General features: G+C 60.2%; 26 protein-coding genes and 1 pseudogene. 13 read left to right on the top strand and 14 right to left on the bottom strand.

The features are described from left to right. From LVW35_RS05745 to recX, 6 genes and pseudogenes are all read left to right on the top strand, one after another. Positions 1-186: pseudogene (locus LVW35_RS05745) on the top strand (MFS transporter); the annotation flags it as partial. 58 nt (positions 187-244) lie between these two features. Further along, positions 245-802 carry a glycoside hydrolase family 19 protein gene (locus tag LVW35_RS05750; protein ID WP_100491395.1) on the top strand — a complete coding sequence of 186 codons (558 nt, stop codon included), beginning with the start codon at positions 245-247 and terminating at the stop codon, positions 800-802. After that, a complete protein-coding gene (locus LVW35_RS05755; protein ID WP_233894173.1) occupies positions 790-1,251 on the top strand; it encodes a lysis system i-spanin subunit Rz in 462 nt (153 codons plus the stop codon). Before LVW35_RS05750 ends, LVW35_RS05755 begins: the two co-directional genes overlap by 13 nt. An 81-nt stretch (positions 1,252-1,332) precedes the next feature. Then, complete coding sequence (locus tag LVW35_RS05760; RefSeq protein ID WP_078047145.1) at positions 1,333-1,833, top strand: CinA family protein; 501 nt, start codon at positions 1,333-1,335, stop codon at positions 1,831-1,833. An 84-nt stretch (positions 1,834-1,917) separates the two neighbouring features. After that, on the top strand, positions 1,918-2,976 hold the full coding sequence (gene recA, locus LVW35_RS05765; RefSeq protein WP_233894174.1) for a recombinase RecA: 1,059 nt from the start codon (positions 1,918-1,920) through the stop codon (positions 2,974-2,976). Positions 2,977-2,984: 8 nt separating this feature from the next. Beyond that, entirely contained in the window at positions 2,985-3,452 is a 468-nt protein-coding gene (gene recX, locus LVW35_RS05770; RefSeq protein WP_177005311.1) for a recombination regulator RecX, read from the top strand. Positions 3,453-3,590: 138 nt separating this feature from the next. Here recX and LVW35_RS05775 read toward each other — a convergent pair whose 3' ends face one another. Next, a complete protein-coding gene (locus LVW35_RS05775) occupies positions 3,591-4,703 on the bottom strand; it encodes a TIGR00730 family Rossman fold protein (protein ID WP_233894175.1) in 1,113 nt (370 codons plus the stop codon). Between the two features lie 277 nt (positions 4,704-4,980). Then, positions 4,981-5,421 (bottom strand): PA3611 family quorum-sensing-regulated virulence factor, encoded by a 441-nt coding sequence (locus LVW35_RS05780; protein ID WP_010212685.1) that lies wholly within the window; start codon positions 5,419-5,421, stop codon positions 4,981-4,983. A 179-nt stretch (positions 5,422-5,600) separates the two neighbouring features. On the opposite strand from LVW35_RS05780, the gene LVW35_RS05785 reads away from it, so the two are divergent. From LVW35_RS05785 to LVW35_RS05795, 3 genes are all read left to right on the top strand, one after another. Then, positions 5,601-6,320, top strand: a complete 720-nt coding sequence (locus LVW35_RS05785) for a tRNA-uridine aminocarboxypropyltransferase (RefSeq protein ID WP_233894176.1) — start codon at positions 5,601-5,603, stop codon at positions 6,318-6,320. A 138-nt stretch (positions 6,321-6,458) separates the two neighbouring features. Then, positions 6,459-7,109 (top strand): response regulator transcription factor ErdR, encoded by a 651-nt coding sequence (gene erdR / locus LVW35_RS05790; RefSeq protein WP_233894177.1) that lies wholly within the window; start codon positions 6,459-6,461, stop codon positions 7,107-7,109. A 75-nt stretch (positions 7,110-7,184) separates the two neighbouring features. Continuing rightward, positions 7,185-7,547 (top strand): diacylglycerol kinase, encoded by a 363-nt coding sequence (locus LVW35_RS05795; RefSeq protein ID WP_003172176.1) that lies wholly within the window; start codon positions 7,185-7,187, stop codon positions 7,545-7,547. 3 nt (positions 7,548-7,550) lie between these two features. On the opposite strand, the gene LVW35_RS05800 is transcribed toward LVW35_RS05795, so the two are convergent. Next, positions 7,551-8,477 carry a LysR family transcriptional regulator gene (locus LVW35_RS05800; RefSeq protein WP_010212678.1) on the bottom strand — a complete coding sequence of 309 codons (927 nt, stop codon included), beginning with the start codon at positions 8,475-8,477 and terminating at the stop codon, positions 7,551-7,553. A gap of 123 nt (positions 8,478-8,600) precedes the next feature. Between LVW35_RS05800 and LVW35_RS05805 the strand changes: the two genes are divergently transcribed. Continuing rightward, on the top strand, positions 8,601-9,380 hold the full coding sequence (locus LVW35_RS05805; protein ID WP_233894178.1) for a ferredoxin--NADP reductase: 780 nt from the start codon (positions 8,601-8,603) through the stop codon (positions 9,378-9,380). Between the two features lie 73 nt (positions 9,381-9,453). Here the strand turns inward: LVW35_RS05805 and tsaA are convergent, their stop codons facing one another. The 5 genes from tsaA to rimO form a co-directional block, all read right to left on the bottom strand. Next, on the bottom strand, positions 9,454-10,149 hold the full coding sequence (gene tsaA, locus LVW35_RS05810; protein ID WP_233894180.1) for a tRNA (N6-threonylcarbamoyladenosine(37)-N6)-methyltransferase TrmO: 696 nt from the start codon (positions 10,147-10,149) through the stop codon (positions 9,454-9,456). Between the two features lie 69 nt (positions 10,150-10,218). Then, entirely contained in the window at positions 10,219-10,680 is a 462-nt protein-coding gene (locus LVW35_RS05815) for a DUF1456 family protein (protein WP_010212675.1), read from the bottom strand. A 70-nt stretch (positions 10,681-10,750) separates the two neighbouring features. Continuing rightward, a complete protein-coding gene (locus tag LVW35_RS05820) occupies positions 10,751-11,461 on the bottom strand; it encodes an rRNA pseudouridine synthase (protein ID WP_233894181.1) in 711 nt (236 codons plus the stop codon). Between the two features lie 71 nt (positions 11,462-11,532). Further along, positions 11,533-12,006, bottom strand: a complete 474-nt coding sequence (locus tag LVW35_RS05825; RefSeq protein WP_233894182.1) for a GNAT family N-acetyltransferase — start codon at positions 12,004-12,006, stop codon at positions 11,533-11,535. Positions 12,007-12,107: 101 nt separating this feature from the next. Next, positions 12,108-13,448, bottom strand: coding sequence for a 30S ribosomal protein S12 methylthiotransferase RimO (gene rimO, locus LVW35_RS05830; RefSeq protein WP_003231334.1), 1,341 nt, complete (start codon positions 13,446-13,448; stop codon positions 12,108-12,110). A 289-nt stretch (positions 13,449-13,737) separates the two neighbouring features. Here rimO and LVW35_RS05835 point away from each other — a divergent pair, with 289 nt between their 5' ends. The 3 genes from LVW35_RS05835 to LVW35_RS05845 all read left to right on the top strand — a co-directional run bounded on the left by LVW35_RS05835 (position 13,738) and on the right by LVW35_RS05845 (position 17,329). Then, positions 13,738-15,639 (top strand): potassium transporter Kup, encoded by a 1,902-nt coding sequence (locus LVW35_RS05835; RefSeq protein ID WP_233894183.1) that lies wholly within the window; start codon positions 13,738-13,740, stop codon positions 15,637-15,639. Between the two features lie 127 nt (positions 15,640-15,766). Then, positions 15,767-16,873, top strand: coding sequence for an NADH:flavin oxidoreductase/NADH oxidase (locus tag LVW35_RS05840; RefSeq protein ID WP_233894184.1), 1,107 nt, complete (start codon positions 15,767-15,769; stop codon positions 16,871-16,873). Between the two features lie 270 nt (positions 16,874-17,143). Beyond that, positions 17,144-17,329 (top strand): hypothetical protein, encoded by a 186-nt coding sequence (locus LVW35_RS05845; RefSeq protein ID WP_233894185.1) that lies wholly within the window; start codon positions 17,144-17,146, stop codon positions 17,327-17,329. Positions 17,330-17,372: 43 nt separating this feature from the next. On the opposite strand, the gene LVW35_RS05850 is transcribed toward LVW35_RS05845, so the two are convergent. The 6 genes from LVW35_RS05850 to ydcS all read right to left on the bottom strand — a co-directional run bounded on the left by LVW35_RS05850 (position 17,373) and on the right by ydcS (position 24,831). Further along, complete coding sequence (locus LVW35_RS05850; RefSeq protein WP_233894186.1) at positions 17,373-18,998, bottom strand: glucan biosynthesis protein D; 1,626 nt, start codon at positions 18,996-18,998, stop codon at positions 17,373-17,375. A 336-nt stretch (positions 18,999-19,334) separates the two neighbouring features. Continuing rightward, the gene (locus LVW35_RS05855) at positions 19,335-20,759 is read right to left on the bottom strand and encodes a gamma-aminobutyraldehyde dehydrogenase (RefSeq protein WP_233894187.1); all 1,425 of its coding nucleotides are present in this window, start codon (positions 20,757-20,759) and stop codon (positions 19,335-19,337) included. A 21-nt stretch (positions 20,760-20,780) separates the two neighbouring features. After that, a complete protein-coding gene (locus LVW35_RS05860; RefSeq protein ID WP_233894188.1) occupies positions 20,781-21,590 on the bottom strand; it encodes an ABC transporter permease in 810 nt (269 codons plus the stop codon). Then, a complete protein-coding gene (locus LVW35_RS05865) occupies positions 21,580-22,509 on the bottom strand; it encodes an ABC transporter permease (protein ID WP_178925761.1) in 930 nt (309 codons plus the stop codon). The genes LVW35_RS05860 and LVW35_RS05865 overlap by 11 nt, the downstream gene beginning before the upstream one ends. A gap of 1 nt (position 22,510) precedes the next feature. Next, positions 22,511-23,545: an ABC transporter ATP-binding protein gene (locus LVW35_RS05870; RefSeq protein ID WP_233894190.1), complete on the bottom strand. Its 1,035-nt coding sequence runs from the start codon at positions 23,543-23,545 to the stop codon at positions 22,511-22,513. 134 nt (positions 23,546-23,679) lie between these two features. Continuing rightward, positions 23,680-24,831 carry a putative ABC transporter substrate-binding protein YdcS gene (gene ydcS / locus LVW35_RS05875; RefSeq protein WP_233894191.1) on the bottom strand — a complete coding sequence of 384 codons (1,152 nt, stop codon included), beginning with the start codon at positions 24,829-24,831 and terminating at the stop codon, positions 23,680-23,682. Positions 24,832-24,837 lie beyond the last annotated feature (6 nt).

Raw genomic sequence — 24,837 nt, forward strand, 5'->3', positions numbered from 1 at the left:
ATGGAGTATTTACAGCGCCTGCTCGACAAGATCGACAGGTTCGAATTGTTGATTGCGGGCCTCGTTGGGGCGGTGATCGCCAGTTGGTGGCACAAGGACGACCTGGCGAATTGGCGTACCTGGGTGATCTTCTTAATCACTGGGGGCGCGAGTTCGTTGCACCTGGCTGGAATGGTCAGTGCCTATCGCAGTTCCAACACGGACGTTGGTTTGTCTACCTAGGGGGGCTTTCAAGGTGACTGTGGTGTTGATAACGCAGCCTCAATTGATTCAAATCATGCCAGGCGCTCGCCGTATGGCGGGCCTTTTTTCAACCGCGCTGAATGCGACTTTTGTTCGGTACGAAATCAACAGCGTACTGCGCGCTGCTGCTTTTCTCGCGCAGATCGGTCACGAGTCCGGCGAACTGCGCTACGTGCGCGAACTCGGCAGCGATACTTATTTGAGCAAGTACGACACCGGCACCCTGGCCGCACGCCTGGGCAACACCCCTGAAGCGGACGGCGACGGCCAGAAGTACAGGGGCCGGGGGCTGATCCAGATCACCGGTCGCCGCAACTACCTGGCCTGCAGCGAGGCGCTGTTCGGTGATGATCGCTTGCTGCGACAACCCGAATTACTGGAGCAACCGCAATGGGCTTGTGAATCCGCCGCCTGGTTCTGGCAAAGCAATGGCTTGAATGAACTCGCCGACAAGGACCAGTTCACCACCATCACCCGGCGTATCAACGGCGGGCTCAATGGCCTGGAGGACCGTTTGCAGTTGTGGGCGCGGGCCAAGGCGGTGCTATGCGTTTCCTAGGTGTGCTTGGCGTATGCGTGCTGTTGGCTGTTGTCTGGCAGGTGCAGGCGTGGCGGTACGGGGCGCAGATTGAACACTTGTCAGCAATACAGACCCAGGCAGCCCTGCAGCAACAGCAGGCCGAACAAGACAAGCGGCTGGCCCTTGAGCAACAGCTCAGTGCCATCGACCAACAACATGCCCGGGAGTTGAGCGATGCCCAACGTACTCAAGCAGCTTTGCGTGACCGCATTGCCACTGCTGATGTGCGGTTGTCAGTCCTTCTCGACGCTTCCAGTGGCTGCCCAATGCCAGCCGCCACCGCCGCCGGCGGCGTGGTTCATGCAACCTCGCGAGCCCGACTTGACCCGGCGCATGCTCAGCGAATTATCCGCATCACCGACGACGGCGACAGCGCCCTGATTGCCTTGCGTGCCTGCCAGGCCTACGTGCGCGCTGTCGCCCGTTAATCTCTTGTTCCAGTCTGTCGCTTGCATGGGCGATTTGCTCCTGTAGGGTAGGCAAATCCCCACCCACATCTGGAGACGACCGTGAAGGAAATCACTCAACTGGCTGCTGAACTGGGTCGCCGTTTACAGGTGCTCAATGCTCACGTCACCACGGCCGAGTCCTGTACCGGCGGTGGTATCGCGGAAGCCATCACGCGGATCCCGGGAAGCTCGGCCTGGTTCGAGGCGGGTTACGTCACCTATTCCAACCGCCAGAAGACCCGGCAGTTGAATGTGCCGGAAACGTTGTTTCCAAAAGTGGGGGCGGTCAGCCAGGAAGTGGTGGAGGCAATGGTCCGTGGCGCCCAGGAAAAAAGCCTGGCGCGGTTTGCTGTCGCCGTCAGTGGTGTGGCAGGGCCGGACGGTGGTTCGCCAGACAAACCGGTCGGCACCGTATGGCTGGCGTTTGGCGTGGGCGAAGAGATAACGGCCGAGCTTGAGCACTTCACCGGCAACCGCGATGAGGTCCGCCGACAAACGGTAAAGGCCGCGCTAGAGGGCTTGTTGCGACGAGCTGCAGCAGAAATAGAAAATCAGGGGTAGGCGATCTCTGATCTTTGTGGAACAATACTGTCTACTTATACAGGTGTTGGCCGACCAGGCCTTATTGATTACGTGAGGACTTTAATGGACGACAACAAGAAGAAAGCCTTGGCTGCGGCCCTGGGTCAGATCGAACGTCAATTCGGCAAGGGTGCCGTAATGCGTATGGGCGATCACGACCGTCAGGCGATCCCGGCTATTTCCACTGGCTCTCTGGGTCTGGACATCGCGCTCGGCATTGGTGGCCTGCCAAAAGGCCGTATTGTCGAAATCTACGGTCCTGAATCTTCCGGTAAGACTACCCTGACCCTGTCGGTGATTGCCCAGGCGCAAAAAATGGGCGCCACCTGTGCGTTCGTCGACGCCGAGCACGCCCTGGACCCTGAATATGCCGGCAAGCTGGGCGTCAACGTTGACGACCTGCTGGTTTCCCAGCCGGACACCGGTGAGCAAGCCCTGGAAATCACCGACATGTTGGTGCGCTCCAACGCCATCGACGTGATCGTGGTCGATTCCGTGGCTGCCCTGGTGCCCAAGGCTGAAATCGAAGGCGAAATGGGTGATATGCACGTGGGCCTGCAAGCCCGTCTGATGTCCCAGGCGCTGCGTAAAATTACCGGTAACATCAAGAACGCCAATTGCCTGGTGATCTTCATCAACCAGATCCGTATGAAGATCGGCGTGATGTTCGGCAGCCCGGAAACCACCACCGGCGGTAACGCGCTGAAGTTCTACGCTTCGGTCCGTCTGGATATCCGCCGTACTGGCGCGGTGAAAGAAGGTGACGAGGTTGTGGGTAGCGAAACCCGCGTTAAAGTCGTGAAGAACAAAGTGGCCCCGCCTTTCCGTCAGGCCGAGTTCCAGATTCTCTACGGCAAGGGTATCTACCTGAACGGCGAGATGATCGACTTGGGCGTGTTGCACGGTTTCGTCGAGAAATCCGGTGCATGGTATGCCTACAACGGCAGCAAGATCGGCCAAGGCAAGGCCAACTCGGCCAAGTTCCTGGCGGACAATCCGGACATTGCTGCTACGCTTGAAAAGCAGATTCGCGACAAGCTGCTGACCGCCGCTCCAGACGTGAAAGCTGCCGCCAACCGCGATCCGGTTGAAGAAGTGGAAGAAGCTGACACTGACATCTGAAGCAAACGATGACAGTTGTACTGGATACACTCGTCGCCGTTCGGCGCACTGCAATGGACCTGCTCGCTCGCCGCGAGCATGGTCGAGTCGAGCTGACGCGCAAGTTGCGTCAGCGCGGTGCGGAGCCCGAAATGATCGAAACGGCCCTCGACCGCTTGACGGAAGAGGGGCTGCTTTCCGAAGCCCGATACCTCGAAAGTTTTGTTTCCTACCGAGCCCGCTCCGGCTACGGCCCGGCGCGGATTCGCGAGGAACTGAGCCAGCGTGGCCTGCAACGCGCGGATATTGACCTTGCCTTGCGCGAGTGCGGGATCAGTTGGCAGGCGCAGTTGGAAGATACCTGGCGGCGCAAGTTCTCTGGCCATCTGCCGATTGATGCCAAGGAACGGGCGAAGCAGGGGCGATTCCTCAGCTATCGCGGGTTCTCAATGGAGATGATCAGCCGCTTATTGAGCGGCCGAGACATGGACGACTGAACGAGCTGTTGTAGTAAGCGGGTTTGTCTCGCGCGGGGCTGCGCAGCAGCCCCAATTGCGTCACCACAACTTCACCCGAGACGTCACCTAAAAGACCCACTATGAAAATAGTGGGTCTTTTTTTTTGCCCTCAAAAAATCACGCCGGCTCCGGCGCCACCCGCTGCTGTGCCTTACCCTGAGCCTGTGCCCAGTTCTCCGGCAAATTGATGTAATCCACCAATTCCCGCAGCCGACCCTGATCGCGCCCATTGAAGTTGAACACCAGCCGCGTTAAATGGCTGAACCTCGGTTCATCATGTTCCTCGCCGGTATACGCGAGTTGCTGGAACTCTCCACTTAGTCGCAGGCTGGCAAACTCACTCTGTAAGTGGGCCAATGCTCTTTCACTAAGGGGATGGTTCATGCGCACCACAAACTCGCGTTTCAGCCAGCGGGTAGAGTGGAAGTTGGCATAAAACTGGTTGATCTCTTCCACCGCCTCTTCGGCGCTGTACACCAGGCGTATCAGCTTAAGGTCGGTAGGCAGGATGTAGCGATTGGCCTCCAGCTGGCTACGGATAAAGTCCAGCGCGCCTTGCCAGAACCCGCCACCCGGCGCGTCCAGCAGCACCACCGGGACCAACGGGCTCTTGCCGGTCTGAATCAGGGTCAGCACTTCCAATGCTTCATCCAAGGTGCCGAAGCCGCCTGGGCATAGCACCAGGGCATCGGCTTCCTTGACGAAGAACAGCTTGCGAGTAAAGAAGAAGTGGAAGGACAGCAGGTTTTCAGTGCCATCAATCGTTGGGTTGGCATGCTGTTCAAACGGCAGGGTGATGTTGAACCCCAAGCTGTGTTCCAGGCCCGCGCCTTCGTGGGCGGCGGCCATGATGCCGCCACCGCCGCCGGTGATCACCATGAGGTCCGAGCGCGCCAGCGCCGCGCCGACTTCGCGGGCCAACGCATACAGCGGGCTTTCCACCGGAGTGCGGGCCGAGCCGAATACCGTTACCTTGCGACGACCCTTGAATTGTTCAAGCACGCGAAAGGCGTTGTCCAACTCGCGAATGGCTTGCAGGGTGATCTTGGCGTTCCAGCGGTTGCGGTCGTCCTGGGCCATGCGCAGCACAGTGAGGATCATGTCGCGATATAAGGGGATATTCGGGCTGTTGGGGGCGATCAGCTGGAGTTGTGCGTCGACCTGCTGCGTGAGGTCGGTGCCGTGTTGTTCAAAATGTCGGAGCAGGCGGTCATTCGGTTCATAGGGCATTCAACTTCTCCTTCTTGCAGGGCACCTTCGCCGGAGGTCACGACACTGCTTGTGTCGCTGTTTGCCGCAGGGGGGCAACTTTCTTTTGCCCTGAAAATGTTACAGAGCAGCATGAAAAACGCTGTGAATGAAAGATCGGGATGACTTGATCATGGGCCGGAAAACCCTTGGCTGGCAACCACTTATTGGTCACTCAGTACGGAGTCTAGCTGCCAGCGAGGACTTGACGCGGGGAGGAGTGCGCGCCGCCGAACGGCAGCGCGCGAAGGCCAAGGCGTTACTTTTTCTTTTTTGCCGCAGCGGGTGCCGGGCAATCCGCTTCCACGAACTTTACCGAGGCCACAGGACGGTTGGTCTTGTTCTCGGTGATTTCGTAACGCATCACCGCGCCCTTGGCCATCAGCTCGCGGTAGCCCTTGTTCAGGCATACACTCTGGCCGAGCTGGAAATACACGGCCTTAGGATTGGCGCGCATCTGTTCGGCGCGATCCGGCAAGACGCTCAGGTGATCGATCAGTTGCATGCCTTCGACGGTGTAGGCCACTTCCAGGGTCTTTTCGTCGATTTCCCGTGGCAGGTCCTTGTTGCTTTCAGCCGCGACGCTTTGCAGCTTCCGGTTCATTTGGGCCTCCAGCAGCGAGGCCGCCTGGGCGCACACGGGCAGTACCAGCGCGAGGGCGACGGATGGGGCGACAAGGCGCAGCATGGAACGCAGCATGAAACTCTCCTGATTCGGTTACTGGTGCATAGACCAGCCACTGCGCTGTGCGTTCAGTGGCGCGCAATTATAGGTGAGCCCTGGCCACTACAGCCAGGCGTATCGCTGGTAAACTGCCGCCACTTCAGCCGTCCACGAGTTTTCACCGTGTCGATTTACCCGTCCCACCGCCGCATCCGATGAGCCACGCTGTTTCCCGCCTGCGCACCCAGCGCCTGGCCCGTGCCGTCCGTCCGTTCCTGAATCGTGGCTCGCGTGCCGAACGCTGCCCCGGCTGCCGGGTCATTCCTGAGTACTGCCTGTGTGGCTGGCGGCCCAAAGTCGCCGCAACCTCAGCGATGTGCCTGCTCATGCATGACGTGGAACCCATGAAACCCAGTAATACCGGCTGGCTGATCGCTGATGTAATTGATGACACCACGGCGTTCGCCTGGTCGCGCACCGAAGTCGATCCTGACCTGCTGACCTTGCTGGCCGACCCTCAGTGGCAGCCTTATATTGTGTTCCCCGGCGAATTCGTCGCGCCGGAGCGTGTTGTCAGTGAAGTAAAGGTGGAGGAGGGCAAGCGCCCGCTGTTCATCCTGCTGGACGGCACTTGGAGTGAAGCGCGCAAGATGTTCCGCAAAAGCCCCTACCTGGAGCATTTGCCGGTGCTCAGCCTGGCGCCGGAACAGCTGTCGCGCTACAAGTTGCGTCGTTCCAAGCGCGACGATCACTTCTGCACCGCCGAAGTCGCCGCGCTGTGTCTTGAATTGGCGGATGATCGGGTAGCCAGTGAAGTCCTGGACGCCTACCTCGATGTATTCAGCACCCATTACCTGGCCGCCAAGTTCCAGCTGCCGCTGGATCCGACGGACACTGTTCATACGCGCCTTGCTCCTTATCTTCCGACGGTATAACCAGACGACGTTTGCATGATGGCACCACGAACCCGCAACCCGCTAAAATGCCCACGGGCGTAGCGCTTGACCCTCCAGGCTACGCTGGGCATGCTGGGCGCCGATCAGGGGCCCCCTGAAAACAGGATCATTTAATCAATGGCCACATACGACATCCTGATAGCCGATGACCACCCGTTGTTTCGCAGCGCGCTGCATCAAGCAGTGACATTGGGCCTCGGCCCTGACGTGCGTCTGGTCGAAGTGGCCAGCATTGCTGAGCTGGAAGCCCGTCTCACCGAAAAATCCGACTGGGACCTGGTGCTGCTCGACCTGAACATGCCCGGCGCCTATGGCTTCTCCGGATTGGTGTTGTTGCGCGGTCAATACCCGCAGATCCCCGTAGTGATGGTTTCGGCCCAGGAAGAAGCTGACGTGGTGGTGCGCTCCAAGGAGTTTGGCGCCAGTGGTTTCATCCCCAAGTCCAGCGGTATGGAAGATATCCAGAAAGCCGTACGTACTGTGTTGGATGGGGATGTGTCCTGGCCGCCGCAAGCGTTCGAAGAAATCAACGTGTCCGACGAAGCCAAGGCTGCCCGTGATGGCCTTGCCAGCCTGACACCGCAGCAATTCCGGGTGCTGACCATGGTCTGCGAAGGCTTGTTGAACAAGCAGATTGCCTACGAGCTGAATGTGTCGGAAGCCACCATCAAGGCCCACGTTACGGCGATCTTCCGTAAGCTGGGCGTGCGTACGCGCACCCAGGCAGCGCTGCTCTTGCAACAACTTGAGTCAATTTCGCAACATTAAGCTGTTACCTATTCACGCTTTTTTGACTTTGCGTGATCTAGTTTCCCCACTCCTTTGGTTCAGTTGCCTACGTCTATGTCGCCTTTCAAGGGTCAAACCGGTATCAAACGTATCTTCAATGCTGGGGGCTATTCCCTGGATGGTCTGCGTGCGGCGTTCACCGGCGAGGCGGCGTTCCGCCAGTTGGTGTTGCTCAACGTGATTCTGATCCCGCTGAGCTTTTTCCTGAATGTCAGCCGGGTCGAGCGCGCCTTGCTCATCGCGGTGTGCCTGCTGGCGTTGATCGTCGAGTTGCTCAATTCTGCGGTGGAAGCGGCGATCGACCGCATCTCCCTGGATCGCCACCCGCTGTCGAAAAATGCCAAGGACATGGGCAGCGCCGCGCAATTCGTCGCGCTGACCATGATCACCCTGGTGTGGGCCGTGATCCTGATCTGACCCTCAGGCAATGCTCGGCAGCACGATCTCGTCGCTGCGTTGAACCCCAGCGGTGAAAGCGCGGCACAGTTCCAGGAATTCGCGCATTGCCGAGGTCTGGTACTTCTGTTTATGCCAGATGAAGTAGAACTGCCGGGCCAGGTCCAGATCCGGGGTTTCCACCGGTACCAGGCTGCCACGGCGGAACGCGTCGCGCAGTGCCAGCCGAGAAATGCAGCCAATCCCCAATCCAGATTCCACCGCCCGCTTGATTGCCTCGGTATGCTCCAGCTCGAGGCGGATATTCAGCGCACTACGGTGATGGCGCATGGCTTGGTCAAAGGTCAGGCGCGTGCCTGAGCCTTGTTCCCGCAGGATCCATGCCTCATGGGTCAACTCGTCCATGCTCGCCACGCCACGTTTGGCCAGGTGATGCTGCGGCGCGCAAAACACCACCAGTTCATCTTCCACCCAGGTTTGCACCTCGATGTCCGGGTGGCTGCAGTCGCCTTCGATTAGACCCAGGTCAATTTCGTAGTGCGCCACCTGATGCACGATATGGGCAGTGTTTTGCACATGTAGCTTTACCTGGCTCTCGGGGTGTTGCTGCATGAAGCTGCCGATCAACAGCGTGGCCAGGTAATTACCGATGGTGAGGGTGGCGCCGACCGCCAGGGAGCCGAAACCGGACTTGCCGTTGAGCAGATCCTCGATCTCCTTGGCCTGGTCCAGCAGCGCCACCGCCTGGGGCAACAACTGATGGCCGAGGGCGTTGAGGCTCAGGCGCTTTCCCGCGCGGTCGAATAATTGGCAGCTGGATTGGCGCTCCAGCTCGGTAATCGAGGTGCTGGCGGCGGATTGAGATAAGGCCAGAAGGCCAGCAGCGCGCGAGACGCTTTCCTGCTGGGCGACGGCGACGAAGACTTGCAGTTGACGGAGAGTAAATCGCATATCGATATAACCGATAACCCTTATCTTAATAATCCAGTTAACAGATATTGTCGCCGCCATTAGAATGCTGTGCAATTGCGCAACTACATTTGGCGCAGACCCATTTCCAGGAGTCCCCCGTACATGAGCAACATGAACCACGAGCGTGTCCTCAGTGTTCATCACTGGAACGACACTCTGTTCAGCTTCAAGTGCACCCGCGATCCGGGCCTGCGCTTCGAGAACGGTCAGTTCGTGATGATCGGCCTGCAACAGCCCAACGGCCGCCCGCTCATGCGCGCTTACTCCATTGCCAGCCCGAACTGGGAAGAGCATCTGGAGTTCTTCAGCATCAAGGTGCCGGATGGCCCGCTGACTTCCCAGTTGCAACACTTGAAGGAAGGCGACGAGATCATCATCAGCAAAAAACCGACAGGCACCTTGGTGCTTGATGATTTGAAGCCGGGCAAACACCTGTACCTGCTCAGCACCGGCACTGGCCTGGCGCCGTTCATGAGCGTGATCCAGGACCCGGAAACCTACGAGCGTTTCGAAAAAGTGATCCTGTGCCACGGCGTGCGTTACGTCAACGAAGTCGCCTACCGCGAATTCATCACCGAGCACCTGCCGCAGAACGAATTCTTCGGCGAGGCCCTGCGTGACAAATTGATCTACTACCCGACCGTGACCCGCGAGCCGTTCGAAAACGAAGGCCGCCTGACCGACCTGATGCGCAGCGGCAAGCTGTTCAGCGACATCGGCCTGCCGCCGATCAACCCAGAGGACGATCGCGCCATGCTGTGCGGCAGCCCAAGCATGCTGGACGAAACCAGCGAAGTGTTGAACAACTTCGGCCTGAAAGTTTCGCCACGGATGCGTGAGCCGGGTGATTACTTGATCGAGCGTGCGTTCGTCGAGAAGTGATCCGGGGTTAGTAAAAACACAGATCAAAAAAATGTGGGAGCGGGCTTGCTCCCACATTTTGTTTCCGTTTTCTTCAGGTGGCTGGAAGCACTTCCAGCACACAAATCATCCCAGCCTCCGGATAGTGCCAATGCACATCCACATCCCAGAACCGCGCCCCGTATTCCCGCTCCGGCCCCGGTGTTTGATACGCCGGCCGTGGATCCTGCGCCAGACACTGATCAATCAGCTCCACCAGTGGCTCGCCCAGGCACTGGGCATGGGCTTGTGCCTGTTGCAGGGCGGTCTTGAGCCACTGCACCGGAATCAGCTGCGGTGCGGCGCTGGCGATACAGTTGGTGGCCGTGTCGACAATGTCGGCATACGGCACATACGGCTTGATATCCAGCACTGGCGTGCCGTCCAGCAGATCAATCCCGGAAATCCACAGCCGCCCCGGCTCGACCTTGTCCAGTTTCACCACTGACTGGCCAATGCCATTGGGCCGGTGGGTAGCGCGGGTGGCGAACACGCCCATGGAGGTGTTGCCGCCCAGGCGCGGTGGGCGCACTTTCAGGCGGGGTTTGTCTTCCAGCGCCTGGTGAAACAGGAACAGCAACCATACATGGCTGACCTGCTCCAGGCCCTGTACGGCCTCGCCGCCGTCGAACGGCGCCACCAGCTCCAGCACGCCCCGGGCGGCCGGTGCCAGCTGCGGTTGGCGTGGGATGGCGAACTTCTCCTTGAAGCAGGAGCGCACGAAGCCGACGGGCGAGACGTTGTAGGCCATTGCTGGAGCCTCAAGTTGCAAGCTACAAGCCACAAGCTTTTAACTTGCAGCGTGAAGCTTATAGCTGCTTTAAGCTCTGACGCGCAGCGTCAGGCCCTTCAGGAAATTGCGCAGCAACTGGTCGCCGCACGGGCGATAGTTGGTGTGGCCGAACTTGCGGAACAGCGCGCTCAGCTCAGGCTTGGACACCGGGAACTCGGCGGCCTTGAGGATGGCGTGCATGTCATCTTCCTTCAGTTCGAAGGCCACGCGCAGCTTCTTGAGGATGATGTTGTTGGTCACCGGGGTTTCGATCGGCTGTGGCGGACGGCTTTCGTCCTTGCCACGTTTGAAAATCACCAAACCGTCGAGGAAGTGCGCCATGACTTCATCCGGGCAGAACACAAAGCCTTCTTCCTCATCTTTCTTGAGGTAGGTCAGCAGGTCGTCCTTGGTCACGTCCATGCCGCCGAGCTTGATGATCTCGACCATCTTGTTGTCGCTGATGTCGAGCATGTAGCGCACGCTGCGCAGTACGTCGTTGTGAATCATGGTGGGCAATCCTGGTATTCAACTGAGGACACCGCGCAAAGGAGGCGGTGTCGGGAAAAAGGGTAGCGGCTTAGAACTTCTCTTTGCCAGACAGATAACGCCATTGGCCGACCGGCACCTTGCCGATGGAAACGCCGCCGATGCGGATACGGCGAATGGCGATGACTTTGAGGCCAACCGCTTCGCAGAACAGCGCGATCACGCCTGGCTGGGGGTTTTTCATCGCAAAGCGCAGGCGGTTCTCGTTCTGCCAGCTGGCTTTGACGGCGGGCAGTTCTTTGCCTTTATAGGTCAGGCCGTGGTTCAGGCGGTTGAGGCCGTGGGCAACCATGTCGCCTTCCACTTCCACCACGTATTCCTGCTCGATCTTGGCGGCATCGGCGGTCAATTTGCGCAGGATCTTCCAGTCCTGGGTGAACACCAGCAGGCCGCTGGCCTTGGCTTGCAGGTCGGCGCTGGCGGTGAGGCGCAGGAAGTGGCCCTTGAGCGGGCGCTTGCCGAAGCGGTGTTCTTGCGAGAGGGTGTCGGCGCTGATCGACGCCATGGCCGTCTCGGCATCCACGCCGGCCGGGGCGTGCAACAGGATGGTCACCGGCTCGGGCGCGGTGGCCTTGGCCTCCGGGTCCAGCTCGACCTTCTGTGTGGTGACCTTGAACTGCGGCTCGTCGATCACTTCACCGTCCACCGAGACCCAGCCGCCTTCGATAAACAGCTCAGCCTCCCGACGGGAGCAACCGACCAGTTCGATAAGGCGTTTGGAGAGGCGTATGGGGTCAGTCATGACAAGGGCCGTAACAAAAGGGGGCGGCTATTGTACCTGTGTGGGCGCGGTTAATCCCGGCCCCATTTCATTTAGCCTTGACGCGCTTGCGGCTGCACCTCGCGCAAACGCATGTGCAGCAACGGATACGGCTGACCCAGGCCATCGTGCTCCGTGCGTCCGATCACCTCGAAGCCCTGTTTGAAATAAAAACCCAGTGCCTGGGGATTTTGCTCGTTCACGTCCAATTCGTCGGCATTCATGTGTTCGATCGCATACCGTAGCAGGTGCCGGCCAAGGCCCTGGCCCCGGTGCTGCGGAGCAATAAACAGCATCTCCACCTTGCCCGCGGCGATGCCGGCAAACCCGGTGATACGCTGGCGCGGATCCTTGGTGCAAATCAACATCACAGCGTCCAGATAGCGCGTCAGTACCAGGTTTTTCAGCAGCACGATGTAACTGTCCGGCAGGAAATCATGCGTCGCCCGCACCGAGTCTTCCCAGATCTGCGCCAGTTGGATGTAATCGCTGGTTTTAGGTGTGTGGATAACCGAATGCTGACGCATGCCCGCTGCCCCTTGCCGATTGGCACTGATGGGCAAAACGATAGACCTAAAAAAGCCCCGTATCTTCTCCAGAGACGGGGCTTTTTCAGTTTATTGACGAATCAGTCGCGCTTTTCAGCCCACAGGTCGTATTCGTCAGCATCGGTCACGGTGCACCAGACCTTGTCGCCCGGCTTCAAACCGCTGGCATCATCGATAAACACGTTACCGTCGATTTCTGGCGCATCGAAGAAGCAGCGGCCGACCGCGCCTTGCTCGTCGACTTCGTCGATCAGCACTTCGATTTCCTTGCCGATGCGCAGCTGCAGGCGCGCCGAGCTGATGGCCTGCTGGTGCGCCATGAAACGCTCCCAACGGTCCTGCTTGACGTCGTCCGGCACTACGGCCAGGTCCAGCAGGTTGGCCGGGGCGCCTTCAACCGGCGAGTACTGGAAGCAACCGACGCGGTCCAGTTGGGCTTCGGTCAACCAGTCCAGCAGGTACTGGAAGTCTTCTTCGGTTTCGCCGGGGAAGCCGACGATAAAGGTCGAACGGATGATCAGTTCCGGGCAGATCTCGCGCCAGTTCTTGATGCGCGCCAGGGTCTTGTCTTCGAAGGCCGGGCGTTTCATGGCCTTGAGCACCTTCGGGCTGGCGTGCTGGAACGGGATGTCCAGGTACGGCAGGATCTTGCCGGCCGCCATCAGCGGGATCAGCTCGTCCACGTGTGGGTACGGGTAAACGTAGTGCAGGCGCACCCACACACCCAGGCTGCTCAAGGCTTCGCACAGTTCGGTCATGCGGGTTTTCACCGGCGCGCCGTTCCAGAAACCGGTGCGGTATTTCACGTCGACGCCGTAGGCGCTGGTGTCCTGGGAGATCACCAACAGCTCTTTCACGCCGGATTTGACCAGGCGCTGGGCCTCGTCCAATACGTCGCCGACCGGACGGCTGACCAGCTTGCCGCGCATCGACGGGATGATGCAGAAGCTGCAGCTGTGGTTGCAGCCTTCGGAAATTTTCAGGTACGCGTAGTGGCGCGGGGTCAGCTTGATGCCTTGCGGCGGCACCAGGTCGATCAGCGGGTTGTGGTCCTGACGCGGGGGGACCACTTCGTGCACGGCGTTGACCACCTGCTCGTACTGCTGCGGGCCGGTCACCGCCAGCACGCTCGGGTGCACATTGCGGATATTGCCTTCTTCCACGCCCATGCAGCCGGTCACGATGACCTTGCCGTTTTCCTTGATCGCTTCGCCGATCACTTCCAGGGATTCCGCCTTGGCCGAATCGATGAAGCCGCAGGTATTGACCACCACCACGTCGGCGTCCTGGTAAGTGGACACAACGTCATAGCCTTCCATACGCAGTTGCGTGAGGATGCGCTCGGAGTCGACCAGAGCCTTCGGGCAACCCAGGGAAACAAAGCCAACCTTGGGGTTGGCTTTTGCGATGGTGGTGGACATGTCTAACCTCGGTATTGAATGACGCCGCCAGTCGGGCACGACAGGGCTGCGGACGGGCGCTGGGTGCGCCTCTGATCAAAAAGTGCGCAATTCTAGCGACGGGCAACGCACTTGACCAGCTTTATGCAGGGAAATGCGACGAGTGCTGCGCTATGCTTCGCGCCGTTGCACACAGGTAAAACCCCTGGGTCAATAAAACGTCTGTTACGAGAAGTAAAACAGCGCATGCTACGGTCAGCTTAGACGCGTTATTTATAAAAGACCTCAGGTCAAAGGGCAGGAGTGGTTGATGGGTCACGCGAGTAGTCAGGCAGCAGGTGCCGAGCAGTCAAACGCCAAGCCGATCGGCATGCTGGTGGCAGCGGTCGGGGTGGTTTACGGCGATATCGGGACCAGCCCGCTCTACACCCTTAAAGAGGTGTTCAACGGCGGTTATGGGGTTCAGGTCAACCATGACGGCGTGCTGGGGATCCTGGCGCTGATCTTCTGGTCGCTGATCTGGGTGGTGTCGATCAAGTACATGCTGTTCGTGTTGCGCGCCGATAACCAGGGCGAGGGCGGCATCATGGCGCTCACGGCACTGGCACGGCGGGCGGCCGGGGAGCGCAAGAAGTTGCGCAGTTTCCTGGTGGTGTGCGGCCTCTGTGGCGCGGCACTGTTCTACGGCGACAGCATGATCACTCCGGCGATTTCCGTACTGTCCGCGGTTGAAGGCCTGGAACTGGCGTTCGACGGCCTGGAAAAATGGGTCGTGCCCATCGCCCTGGTGGTGTTGGTGGCGCTGTTCCTGATCCAGAAACATGGCACCGATCACATCGGCAAGCTGTTCGGGCCGGTCATGGTGACCTGGTTCCTGGTGCTGGGCGGGCTGGGCGTGTACGGCATCACTCTGCACCCTGAAGTGCTCAGTGCGATGAACCCGATGTGGGCCGTGCGTTTCTTCGAGGCTCACCCCGGCATTGGCGTGGCGATCCTCGGCGCGGTGGTGCTGGCATTGACCGGCGCCGAAGCACTCTACGCCGACATGGGCCACTTCGGCCGCAAACCCATCGCCCGCGCCTGGTTCATCCTGGTATTGCCGGCGTTGGTCCTCAATTATTTCGGCCAGGGCGCGATGTTGCTCGGCGACCCGGAAGCCGCGCGCAACCCGTTCTACCTGCTGGCCCCGAGCTGGGCGCTGATCCCGCTGGTGGTGTTGTCCACCCTGGCCACGGTGATTGCATCCCAGGCGGTGATTTCCGGCGCGTTCTCGTTAACCCGTCAGGCGATCCAGTTGGGCTACATCCCGCGCATGCACATACAGCACACGTCCAGTGCCGAACAGGGGCAGATCTACATCGGTGCGGTGAACTGGTCGCTGATGGTGGGGGTGATCCTGCTGGTGCTGGGCTTTGAATCGTCCAACGCTTTGGCATCGGCTTACGGCGTGGCAGTGACTGGCACCATGCTGATGACCACCATCCTGGTATCGGCGGTGATGCTGCTGCTGTGGAAGTGGCCTCCGATCCTGGCGGTGCCGGTCCTGGTGTGCTGCCTGTTGGTGGACGGTCTGTATTTCGCGGCCAACGTGCCGAAGATCATCCAGGGCGGCGCCTTTCCGGTATTGGCGGGGATCGTGTTGTTCGTGCTGATGACCACCTGGAAGCGCGGCAAGCAATTGCTGGTGGAGCGCCTCGACGAAGGCGGCTTGCCGCTGCCGATCTTTATCAGCAGTATCCGCGTGCAGCCGCCCCATCGGGTGCAGGGCACCGCCGTGTTCCTCACCGCTCGCCCGGACGCCGTGCCCCATGCGCTGTTGCACAACCTGCTGCATAACCAAGTGTTGCATGAGCAAGTGGTGCTGCTGACCGTGGTCTACGAGGATATTCCCCGCGTCCCTGCCGCGCGGCGGTTTGAGGTGGATGCCTACGGCGAAGGCTTCTTCCGTGTGATCCTGCACTTTGGTTTCACCGATGAGCCGGATGTACCGCAAGCGCTGAAGTTGTGCCATCTGGATGACCTGGACTTCAGCCCGATGCGCACTACCTATTTCCTCAGCCGCGAAACGGTCATCGCCTCGCGGATCAAGGGCATGGCGCGTTGGCGCGAAGCTTTGTTCGCCTTTATGTTGAAGAACGCCAACGGCAACCTGCGCTTCTTCAAGCTCCCGGTAAACCGGGTGATCGAGCTGGGCACCCAGGTCGAAATGTAGGCTGTTGCAACACGGGGGTCGGCAATCGGCTCCCGTTTTCGGTTCTGAACCCTGTGCATTCCAGCGTTGTCGACTAGGCTCTAAGCACTGTTTGAATAGTGCCCACAGAACCCAGAAGAGGTGCGCCATGAGTCAGCTGCTCGAACCCTATACCCTGCGCCAATTGACCCTGCTCAACCGCATCGCGGTTTCGCCCATGTGCCAATACTCAAGCGTCGATGGTCTGGCCAATGACTGGCATCTCGTCCACCTTGGCAGCCGTGCCGTCGGTGGCGCCGGGTTGATTTTCACCGAAGCCACCGCCGTGACTGCCGACGGCCGCATCACCGCCCAGGACCTGGGCCTGTGGAACGACGCACAGATCGAACCGCTGCAACGCATCACACGTTTCATCGCGGCCCAGGGCGCGGTGGCCGGCATTCAGCTGGCCCACGCCGGGCGCAAGGCCAGCACCCATCGGCCATGGATCGGCAAGCATGGCAGCGTCAAAGTGGAGGAGGGCGGCTGGACCCCGGTGGGGCCATCGCCGATTGCCTTCGACCCTCAGCACACCCAACCCAAACAGCTGGGCGAAGGGCAGATCCAGCAAGTGATCGCCGATTTCGTCGCCGCCGCCAAGCGCGCGTTGACCGCCGGTTTTGAAGTGGTGGAAATCCACGCGGCGCATGGTTACCTGCTGCATCAATTTCTCTCACCTATCAGCAACCAGCGTCAGGACCAGTACGGTGGCTCGTTTGAAAACCGTATACGTTTGGTGCAGCAGGTCACCAAGGCCGTGCGTGATGTCTGGCCGCAGGAGCTGCCGCTGTTTGTGCGGGTGTCGGCTACCGACTGGGTGGAGGACGGCTGGAACCCGGATGAAACCGTGGAGCTGGCGCGCCGCCTGAAAGACTTGGGCGTCGACCTGATCGACGTGTCCTCCGGTGGCACCGCCGCCAATGCCGAGATCCCGACCGGCCCCGGTTACCAGACCCGCTTCGCCGAACGTGTGCGCAAAGAGTCGGGCATCGCCACGGGCACCGTTGGCATGATCACTGAGCCGGCTCAGGCCGAGCACATCCTGCGCACCTGCCAGGCCGATATCATCTTCCTGGCCCGTGAGCTGTTGCGTGATCCGTACTGGCCGCTGCATGCCGACGATGACCTGGGTGGACGCAAGGCAATCTGGCCGGCGCAGTACCAACGCGCCACGCACCGTGATCAGCCGATCCATGAGTCTGATTTGCGAGATTGAACGGCTGCACGCTTCACCAGAACCCACCCTGACCCGGTGGGTTTTTTTGGATGAAAGGGTGGGATAAGCCTGTAGGTCTTTGTTACCGAGACAATTATTTAAGTGATTACTCTAAAAAAATCGCACACTCGGCAATAAGGTTTCTACGCTTAAGGTAAGTCTGGTTTCTGGCCCAGGAAGTCAGTCGGTTTGCTAACTGAGGCATTGCGCTTCATGAGAGGCGGGTGATGGGCAATGGGAGTATTTGATGGATATCAGGAGAAGCAGTCCATGGCCAAGTCCTATGGTGTAGCGGGTGTGGTGGCGTCCTTTTTGGCCCGCCGGGTGTCTTTAGGTGGCCGAAGGCTGAGTTCGGATGAAGTGGAATTGCTGGCGCAATACCGCGCCCTGACCGAGAACGATCAGGTGGCGATGCGTTATTTGATTGGGGCGATGAAGAGTGTGTCGCGGTTCTGAGCCGCAGGGGGGCGTTCCCACGCAAGCGTGGGAACGCAGTGCATCAGGTGTACTTACGCTGGTCCGGTGCCGGCGGGAAATACTGATACAGCCAGGTTTCACTCAAGGTGCGGTCCTGGGTACGGATAAACAAACGCAGCTCCACCGGTTCCACGCTGTCGCTGGTCGGGTACCAGTCAAACAGGATGCGGTAGCCCTTGATGTTATCCAGCACCAGCACGCTGAAATCCTTGACCTGGCCGTGGGAGCAAGTTACCACCGGCTCTATCCCGGTGCCCGGTGGCAGGCGATCCAGGCCGCCGCCCTTGAAGTCCACGGCAAAACGGCGCGCCCACACCGGTGGGTAGTGTTCACCCGGTGCCCAGCCTTCGACAAAGCCACCCATGCCGGAGCGGGTGGCATCGACCTGGGCCAGCGGCGTGCTCACCGGTGGCAGGGCACTCCAGTACAGCTTGTAGCCGTAGTTGAGCGAGTCGCCGGCGGCCACGGGCTTTTTCGGGGTCCAGAAGGCGACGATGTTATCGAGGGTTTCGCCGGTGGTAGGAATCTCCAGCAGGTCGATCGAGCCTTCGCCCCATGCCGTGGTCGGTTCGACCCACAGGCTCGGACGCTTGCTGTACCAGTCCACGGTGTCCTGGTAGCTGGCGAACTCATGGTCGGTCTGCACCAGGCCGAAACCTTTCGGGTCTTTGTCGGCGAACGCGTTGAATTGCAGCTTGGCCGGATTGTTCAGCGGGCGGCAGATCCACTCGCCGTTGCCGCGCCACATGGCCAGGCGGTCTGAGTCATGAATTTGCGGGTGGATGGTGTCGCACATACGGCGTTCGTGGGTGCCGCAACTGAACATGCTGGTCATCGGCGCAATGCCCAGTTGTTCGATGGTGGTGCGTGCATTGATATGCGCGTCGATCGCCATCACCACCTGGTTGGCCTGGCAGTCGATATCGAAGCGATAGGCACCGGTAGCGCTCGGCGAGTCGAGCAGGGCGTACACCACGAAGCGGGTGGCGTTCCTGTCCGGGGTTTCAAACCAGAACTGCGTGAAATCGGGGAACTCTTCGCGTTTTTTCGCGTAGGTATCGATGGCCAGGCCACGGGCGGAGAGGCCGTACTGCCCGGTGCTGTCCACCGCGCGAAAGTAGCTGGCGCCGAGGAACGACAGCACGTCATGACGGTCCAGCTCCGGCGCCTTGAACAGCTTGAACCCGGAAAACCCCAGGTCGCCGGTCAGTTGCTTGGTATCGACCGTGGTTTTTTCATAGTTGAACAGTGACGGGCGGAAATGCACTTCGCGCGCTTCGCGGGTGTTGGGGTCGACGCTGTGCATGCGCACCGGCGTCTTGAAGCCCATGCCGACGTGGAAGAACTGAACGTCCAGCTGGCCGTTCAATTCCTTCCACAGCGAATGGTTGCCGTCGTAGCCGATGGCGTTGAAATTCTGCGGGGTCATGGTCGCCAGGGTTGGCGGCAGTACCTGTTTGGTGTCCTTGTAAGCGGTCCCGGCGAGTTGTTTGGCCTGGGCCTTGAGCGTTTCGAAATCGAACGCCACGGCCTTGCCATCGGCGGCACGGTTCCCGGCCCAGGCCTGGGCGGCGAGTAGGCCGCTGGCCGACAGACCGGTGTAAGCCGCAATGGCCATGGACGCTTTGAGCAAATTCCTGCGGTGCATAGAGACAACCTGTCGTGAGCAAATCCCGCGCCTTTCCTGGCACGTAGCGGATCAGAAATTACGGTTCGGACATGCCTTCGACCAAACGCAACGGACATTAAACAGACGCCGGATAGCTTAAGCGGTTCGATGACGTAGGAAAATTGATTGATGGCGGGGTGATGGCGTTGCAAATGCGACAAGACATTTCTAGCGCTGTGGCCGAACACCTTGATCGGACCCTATGATGATCAAATGTGGGAGCGGGCTTGCTCGCGAATGCGTGGTATCAGCTTGCACATGCATCAACTGACCCACCGTATTCGCGAGCAAGCCCCCTCCCACAGAGGGCACGGGTCAGTGCTTGAACATCACATGGCGCACGGTGGTGTAGTCCTCCAACCCGTACATGGACATGTCCTTGCCATACCCGGACAGTTTCTGACCGCCGTGAGGCATTTCGCTGACGAGCATGAAGTGGGTATTCACCCAGGTGCAGCCATATTGCAGGCGTGCGGCCAAGCGGTGGGCACGTCCTACATCGGCGGTCCATACGGACGACGCCAGGCCGTAGTCCGAATCGTTAGCCCAGCCCAGCACCTGCGCTTCATCAGTGAATTGGGTCACTGACACCACCGGTCCGAACACTTCGCGGCGCACGATCTCATCGTCCTGCTGCGCGTCGGCCAGTACGGTCGGCTCAAAGAAGAAGCCATTACCGTCCACCGCCTTGCCGCCGGTGACCAGGCGAATGTGCGACTGCGCCACGGCGCGCTCGACGAAACCCGCGACACGGTCGCGGTGCTGCGCGGTAATCAATGGGCCCAGCTCGGTGGCTGGATCATCCTGCAGGCCATACTTGATACTGGCGACCGCCGCGCCGAGTTTTTCGACAAACTTCTCGTAGATCTCTGCCTGCGCATAAATCCGGCACGCCGCGGTGCAATCCTGGCCGGCGTTGTAGAAGCCGAAGGTGCGGATGCCTTCCACGGCGGCGTCGATGTCCGCGTCGTTGAAGATGACCACTGGCGCCTTGCCACCCAGCTCCATGTGCATGCGTTTCACGCTGTCGGCGGTGCTGGAGATGATATTTGCACCCGTGGCGATGGAGCCGGTCAGCGACACCATGCGTACTTTCGGGTGGTTTACCAGCGGGCCGCCGACGGTTGGCCCACGGCCGAACACCAGGTTGAGCACACCGGCCGGGAAGATTTCAGCGGCCAGTTCGACCATGCGCAGGGCGGTCAACGGGGTTTGTTCCGACGGCTTGAGCACTACGGTATTACCGGCGGCGAGGGCCGGGGCGATTTTCCAGGCGACCATCATCAATGGGTAGTTCCACGGTGCGATGGAGGCAATCACGCCCACCGGGTCGCGGCGGATCATTGAGGTGTGGCCGGGCAAATACTCACCACCCGCCGAGCCGCTCATGCAACGGCTGGCGCCGGCAAAGAAGCGGAACACATCGGCAATCGCCGGGATCTCATCGTTCAGGGCGGCGCTATAGGGCTTGCCGCAGTTGTCCGATTCCAGCTTGGCCAACTCTTCGCCGTGGGCTTCGATCACGTTCGCCAGTTTCAGCAATAATAGCGAGCGGTCCTTGGGCGCGGTTTGCGACCAGCCTTCGAAGGCTGCATCCGCCGCGCGCACGGCGGCGTCCACCTGGGCTTCGCTGGCTTCGTTGATTTCCACCAGCACGCGGCCGAGCGCCGGGTTGAATACGGCTTGAGCCGAGCCTTCGCCTTCGACCAATTGGCCGTTGATCAGCAGTTTGGTTTGCATCGCCATGTCCTCTTCAAACAATTATTTACCGCCACTACCGGCCACGCTTTCACCGCCGCGCGTCAGGTAATAGGCACCCAGAATCGGGAACATCGTCACCAGCATCACCAGCATCGCGACCACGTTGGTCACCGGTACATCCCGTGGGCGGCTCAGTTGGTTGAGCAGCCACAACGGCAAGGTGCGCTCGTGGCCGGCGGTGAAGGTGGTGACGATGATTTCGTCAAACGACAGCGCAAAGGCGAGCATGCCGCCGACCAGCAGCGCCGAGCCCAGGTTGGGCATGATGATGTAGCGGAAGGTCTGCCAGCCGTCGGCACCGAGGTCCATCGAGGCTTCGATCAGGCTGTGGGATGTGCGACGTAAGCGGGCAATGACGTTGTTGTAGACGATCACCACGCAGAAGGTCGCATGGCCGACGATGATGGTGAACATCCCCGGTTCGATGCCCAGTGTCTTGAAGGTCGCCAGCAACGCGATACCGGTGATGATCCCCGGCAGCGCAATCGGCAGGATCAGCATCAATGACACCCCTTGCTTGCCGAAGAACTCACGGCGATACAGCGCCGCCGAGGCCAGAGTGCCAAGCACCATGGCGATCAGGGTGGCGATCGCCGCAATCTGCAACGACAGCTTGATGGCTTCCAGCACGTCCGGCCGGGCGAAGGCCACGCTGAACCACTTCAACGTGAAGCCCTGAGGCGGAAAGCTGAACGCGGCTTCTTCAGTGTTGAAGGCGTAGAGGAAGATAATCAGGATCGGAAAGTGCAAAAACACCAGTCCGCCCCAGGCTGCGATCCTGAGACCCAGCGAAGATTTCTCAGAGTGCATCGAAGGCCCCCAGACGTTTGACGATAGACAGGTAAACCGCGATCAGCACAATCGGCACCAGGGTGAACGCCGCCGCCATGGGCATGTTGCCGATGGCGCCTTGCTGGGCGTAGACCATGCCGCCGACGAAGTAACCCGGTGGCCCTACGAGCTGCGGCACGATGAAATCGCCCAGAGTCAGCGAGAAGGTGAAGATGGAACCGGCGGCAATCCCCGGCACCGACAGCGGCAGGATCACCTGCATGAACGTCTGGCGCGGCTTGGCGCCAAGATCCGCCGAGGCTTGCAGCAACGACGGCGGCAAACGTTCCAGGGACGCCTGGATCGGCAGAATCATGAACGGCAGCCAGATGTAGACGAACACCATGAAGCGCCCCAGGTGCGAGGTGCTCAAGGTGCTGCCGCCTACGCCGGGAATGCCCAGCACGAACTGCAACACCGGCTCCAGGCCCAGGTGTTGCACGAACCACTGCGCCACGCCGCCCTTGGCCAGCAGCAAGGTCCAGGCATAGGCCTTGACGATGTAGCTGGCCCACATTGGCATCATGACCGCGATGTAGAAGAACGCCTTGGTCTTGCCCGTGGTGTAGCGCGCCATGTAGTAGGCGATCGGGAAGGCGACGATGGCGCTGGCGATCGACACCACAATCGCCATGCTCAGGGTGCGCACGATGATGTCGAAGTTCGACGGCTGGAACAGCGCGGCGAAGTTGGCCAGGGTCAGGTCCGGGGTGACCGCCATGGTGAAGTCGTCAAACGTATAGAAGCCTTGCCAGAGCAGGGTCAGCAGCGAGCCAAGATAGATCGCGCCGAACCAGATCAGCGGCGGCACCAGCAGCATCGCCAGATAGAGGTTGGGCTTGCGATACAGCAGGTTGGAAAACCTGCGCATCGGTGGTTGGGATAGGGCCAGGCTCATGTCACACCTCGCCTGCGATATCGGTCAACGGCACCATGGCTTCACGGGCCCAGCGCGCGGTGAGGGTCTGGCCGACCTGGTGACCAGCGCTGGTGTCCAGCCACTGGTTGTTGGCGCGGCTGATATTCAGCGCCTGGCCGTTTTCCAGTTTCAACTCATAGCGGGTGGCGCTGCCCTGGTATTGGATATCGTGGAGCAAGCCGCTGATTTCCACTTCGCCAGCGCCCAGCGGGCCATCGGCGAAGCGTACGTGTTCCGGGCGGATCGAGAAGGGTTGCGCAGTGCCGCTGAGGCACTGGGCCAAGTCGCCGCGGATCACATTGGAGGTGCCGACGAACTCGGCGACGAACGACGTGGCCGGTTTCATATAGAGATTGCGCGGGGTGTCGACCTGTTCGATGCGGCCTTTGTTGAACACCGCCACGCGGTCGGACATCGACAGCGCTTCGGTCTGGTCGTGGGTCACGAAGATAAAGGTGATGCCCAGCTGGCGTTGCAGCTTCTTCAACTCGCTTTGCATCTGTTCGCGCAGCTTGAGGTCGAGGGCGCCCAGCGGTTCGTCCAGCAGCAGCACCCGTGGACGATTGACCAGGGCGCGGGCCAGGGCGACGCGTTGGCGTTGGCCACCGGAAAGCTGTACGGGCTTGCGGTCGCCATAACCACCGAGGGCGACCATGGCCAGGGCCTCTTCTGCACGGTTCAGGCGTTCTGCCTTGCCGACCCCCTTGACCTTGAGGCCGTAGGCCACGTTGTCGCGCACATTCATATGGGGGAACAGCGCGTAATCCTGGAATACAGTGTTTACATCGCGCTGATAGGGCGGTAAGCCCGCGGCTTCCTCGCCATGAATACGTATCGAGCCGGCGCTCGGCTGCTCGAACCCGGCAATCAGGCGCAGGCAGGTGGTCTTGCCCGAGCCGGAAGGGCCGAGCATGGAAAAGAACTCGCCGTCCTGGATATCGATGGAAACCCGGTCAACGGCTTTCACTTCGCCGAACTGACGGGAAACGTGGGTGAATTGGACTGCAAGCGTCATGGTGCGGTGCTCCAAAAAGGCGCGGGTCGTCGCAGCGGCCCGGCCTGGACTTCTGAAAAAACAATGCGGTATTGAATTTGGCTCGGTCCCACACAAGCCCGCTCCTGCGTTGGTCCCGTGTTGTCAGGAAGGCCTTACCTGCCGCCCATGATCGCAATGTAATCCTGGGTCCAGCGGCTGTACGGCACGAACTTGCCGCCTTCAGCCTGCGGTGTTTTCCAGAAGGCGATCTTGTCGAATTGGTCGAAACCATTGGTCTTGCACCCTTCGGCACCGAGCAACTCGCTTTCCTTACAGGCCGCAGGCACCGCCGGCAGCGAACCGAACCAGGCGGCAACGTCACCCTGGACCTTCGGCTGCAACGACCAGTCCATCCATTTGTAGGCGCAATTCGGGTGCTTGGCCTCGCTGTGCAACATGGTGGTGTCGGCCCAACCGGTGGCACCTTCCTTCGGAATGGTCGAGGCAATCGGCTGTTTTTCGTTCTGCAGGCCGTTGACCTGATACGGCCAGGCGCTGGAGGCCACCACGCCTTCGTTCTTGAAGTCACTCATTTGCACGGTGGTGTCGTGCCAGTAGCGGTGGATCAGCGGCTGTTGTGCGCGCAACAGGTCGAGCACGGCCTTGTATTGGGTTTCAGTCAGTTCATACGGGTTCTGGATGCCCAGCTCCGGCTTGGTCGACTTGAGGTACAGCGCCGCGTCGGCCATGTAGATCGGGCCATCATAGGCTTGCACGCGGCCTTTGTTCGGCTTGCCGTCCGGCAGGTTCTGCGCGTCGAACAGCACGTTCCAACTGGTGGGCGCGGTCTTGAACACGTTGGTGTTGTACATCAGCACGTTCGGGCCCCACTGGTACGGGGTGCCGTAGGTTTGCTGGCCGACCACGTACCATGGCGCGTCCTTGAGACGTGGGTCGATGTTCTTCCAGTTGGGGATCAGCGAGGTGTTGATCGGCTGCACCCGCTTGCCGACGATTAACCGCAACGACGCATCACCCGATGCGGTGACCAGGTCATACCCGCCCTTGGCCATCAGGCTGACCATTTCGTCCGAGGTGGCGGCGGTTTTCACATTGACCTTGCAACCGGTTTCCTTCTCGAAACCGGTGACCCAGTCGTAGGCCTTGTCGCTTTCGCCACGTTCGATATAGCCGGGCCAGGCGACGATATCCAGCTGGCCTTCACCAGCACCCACCGTCTTGAGCGGTTCGGCGGCCTGGAGGCTGGCGCTGGCCAGCAGCGCGGTGGTCAGGGCACTGAGCATTGCGGTCTTGTGCGCAGACATGGGGGT

This window comes from Pseudomonas sp. HN11 (assembly GCF_021390155.1).
In the GTDB taxonomy this organism is placed as follows: domain Bacteria; phylum Pseudomonadota; class Gammaproteobacteria; order Pseudomonadales; family Pseudomonadaceae; genus Aquipseudomonas.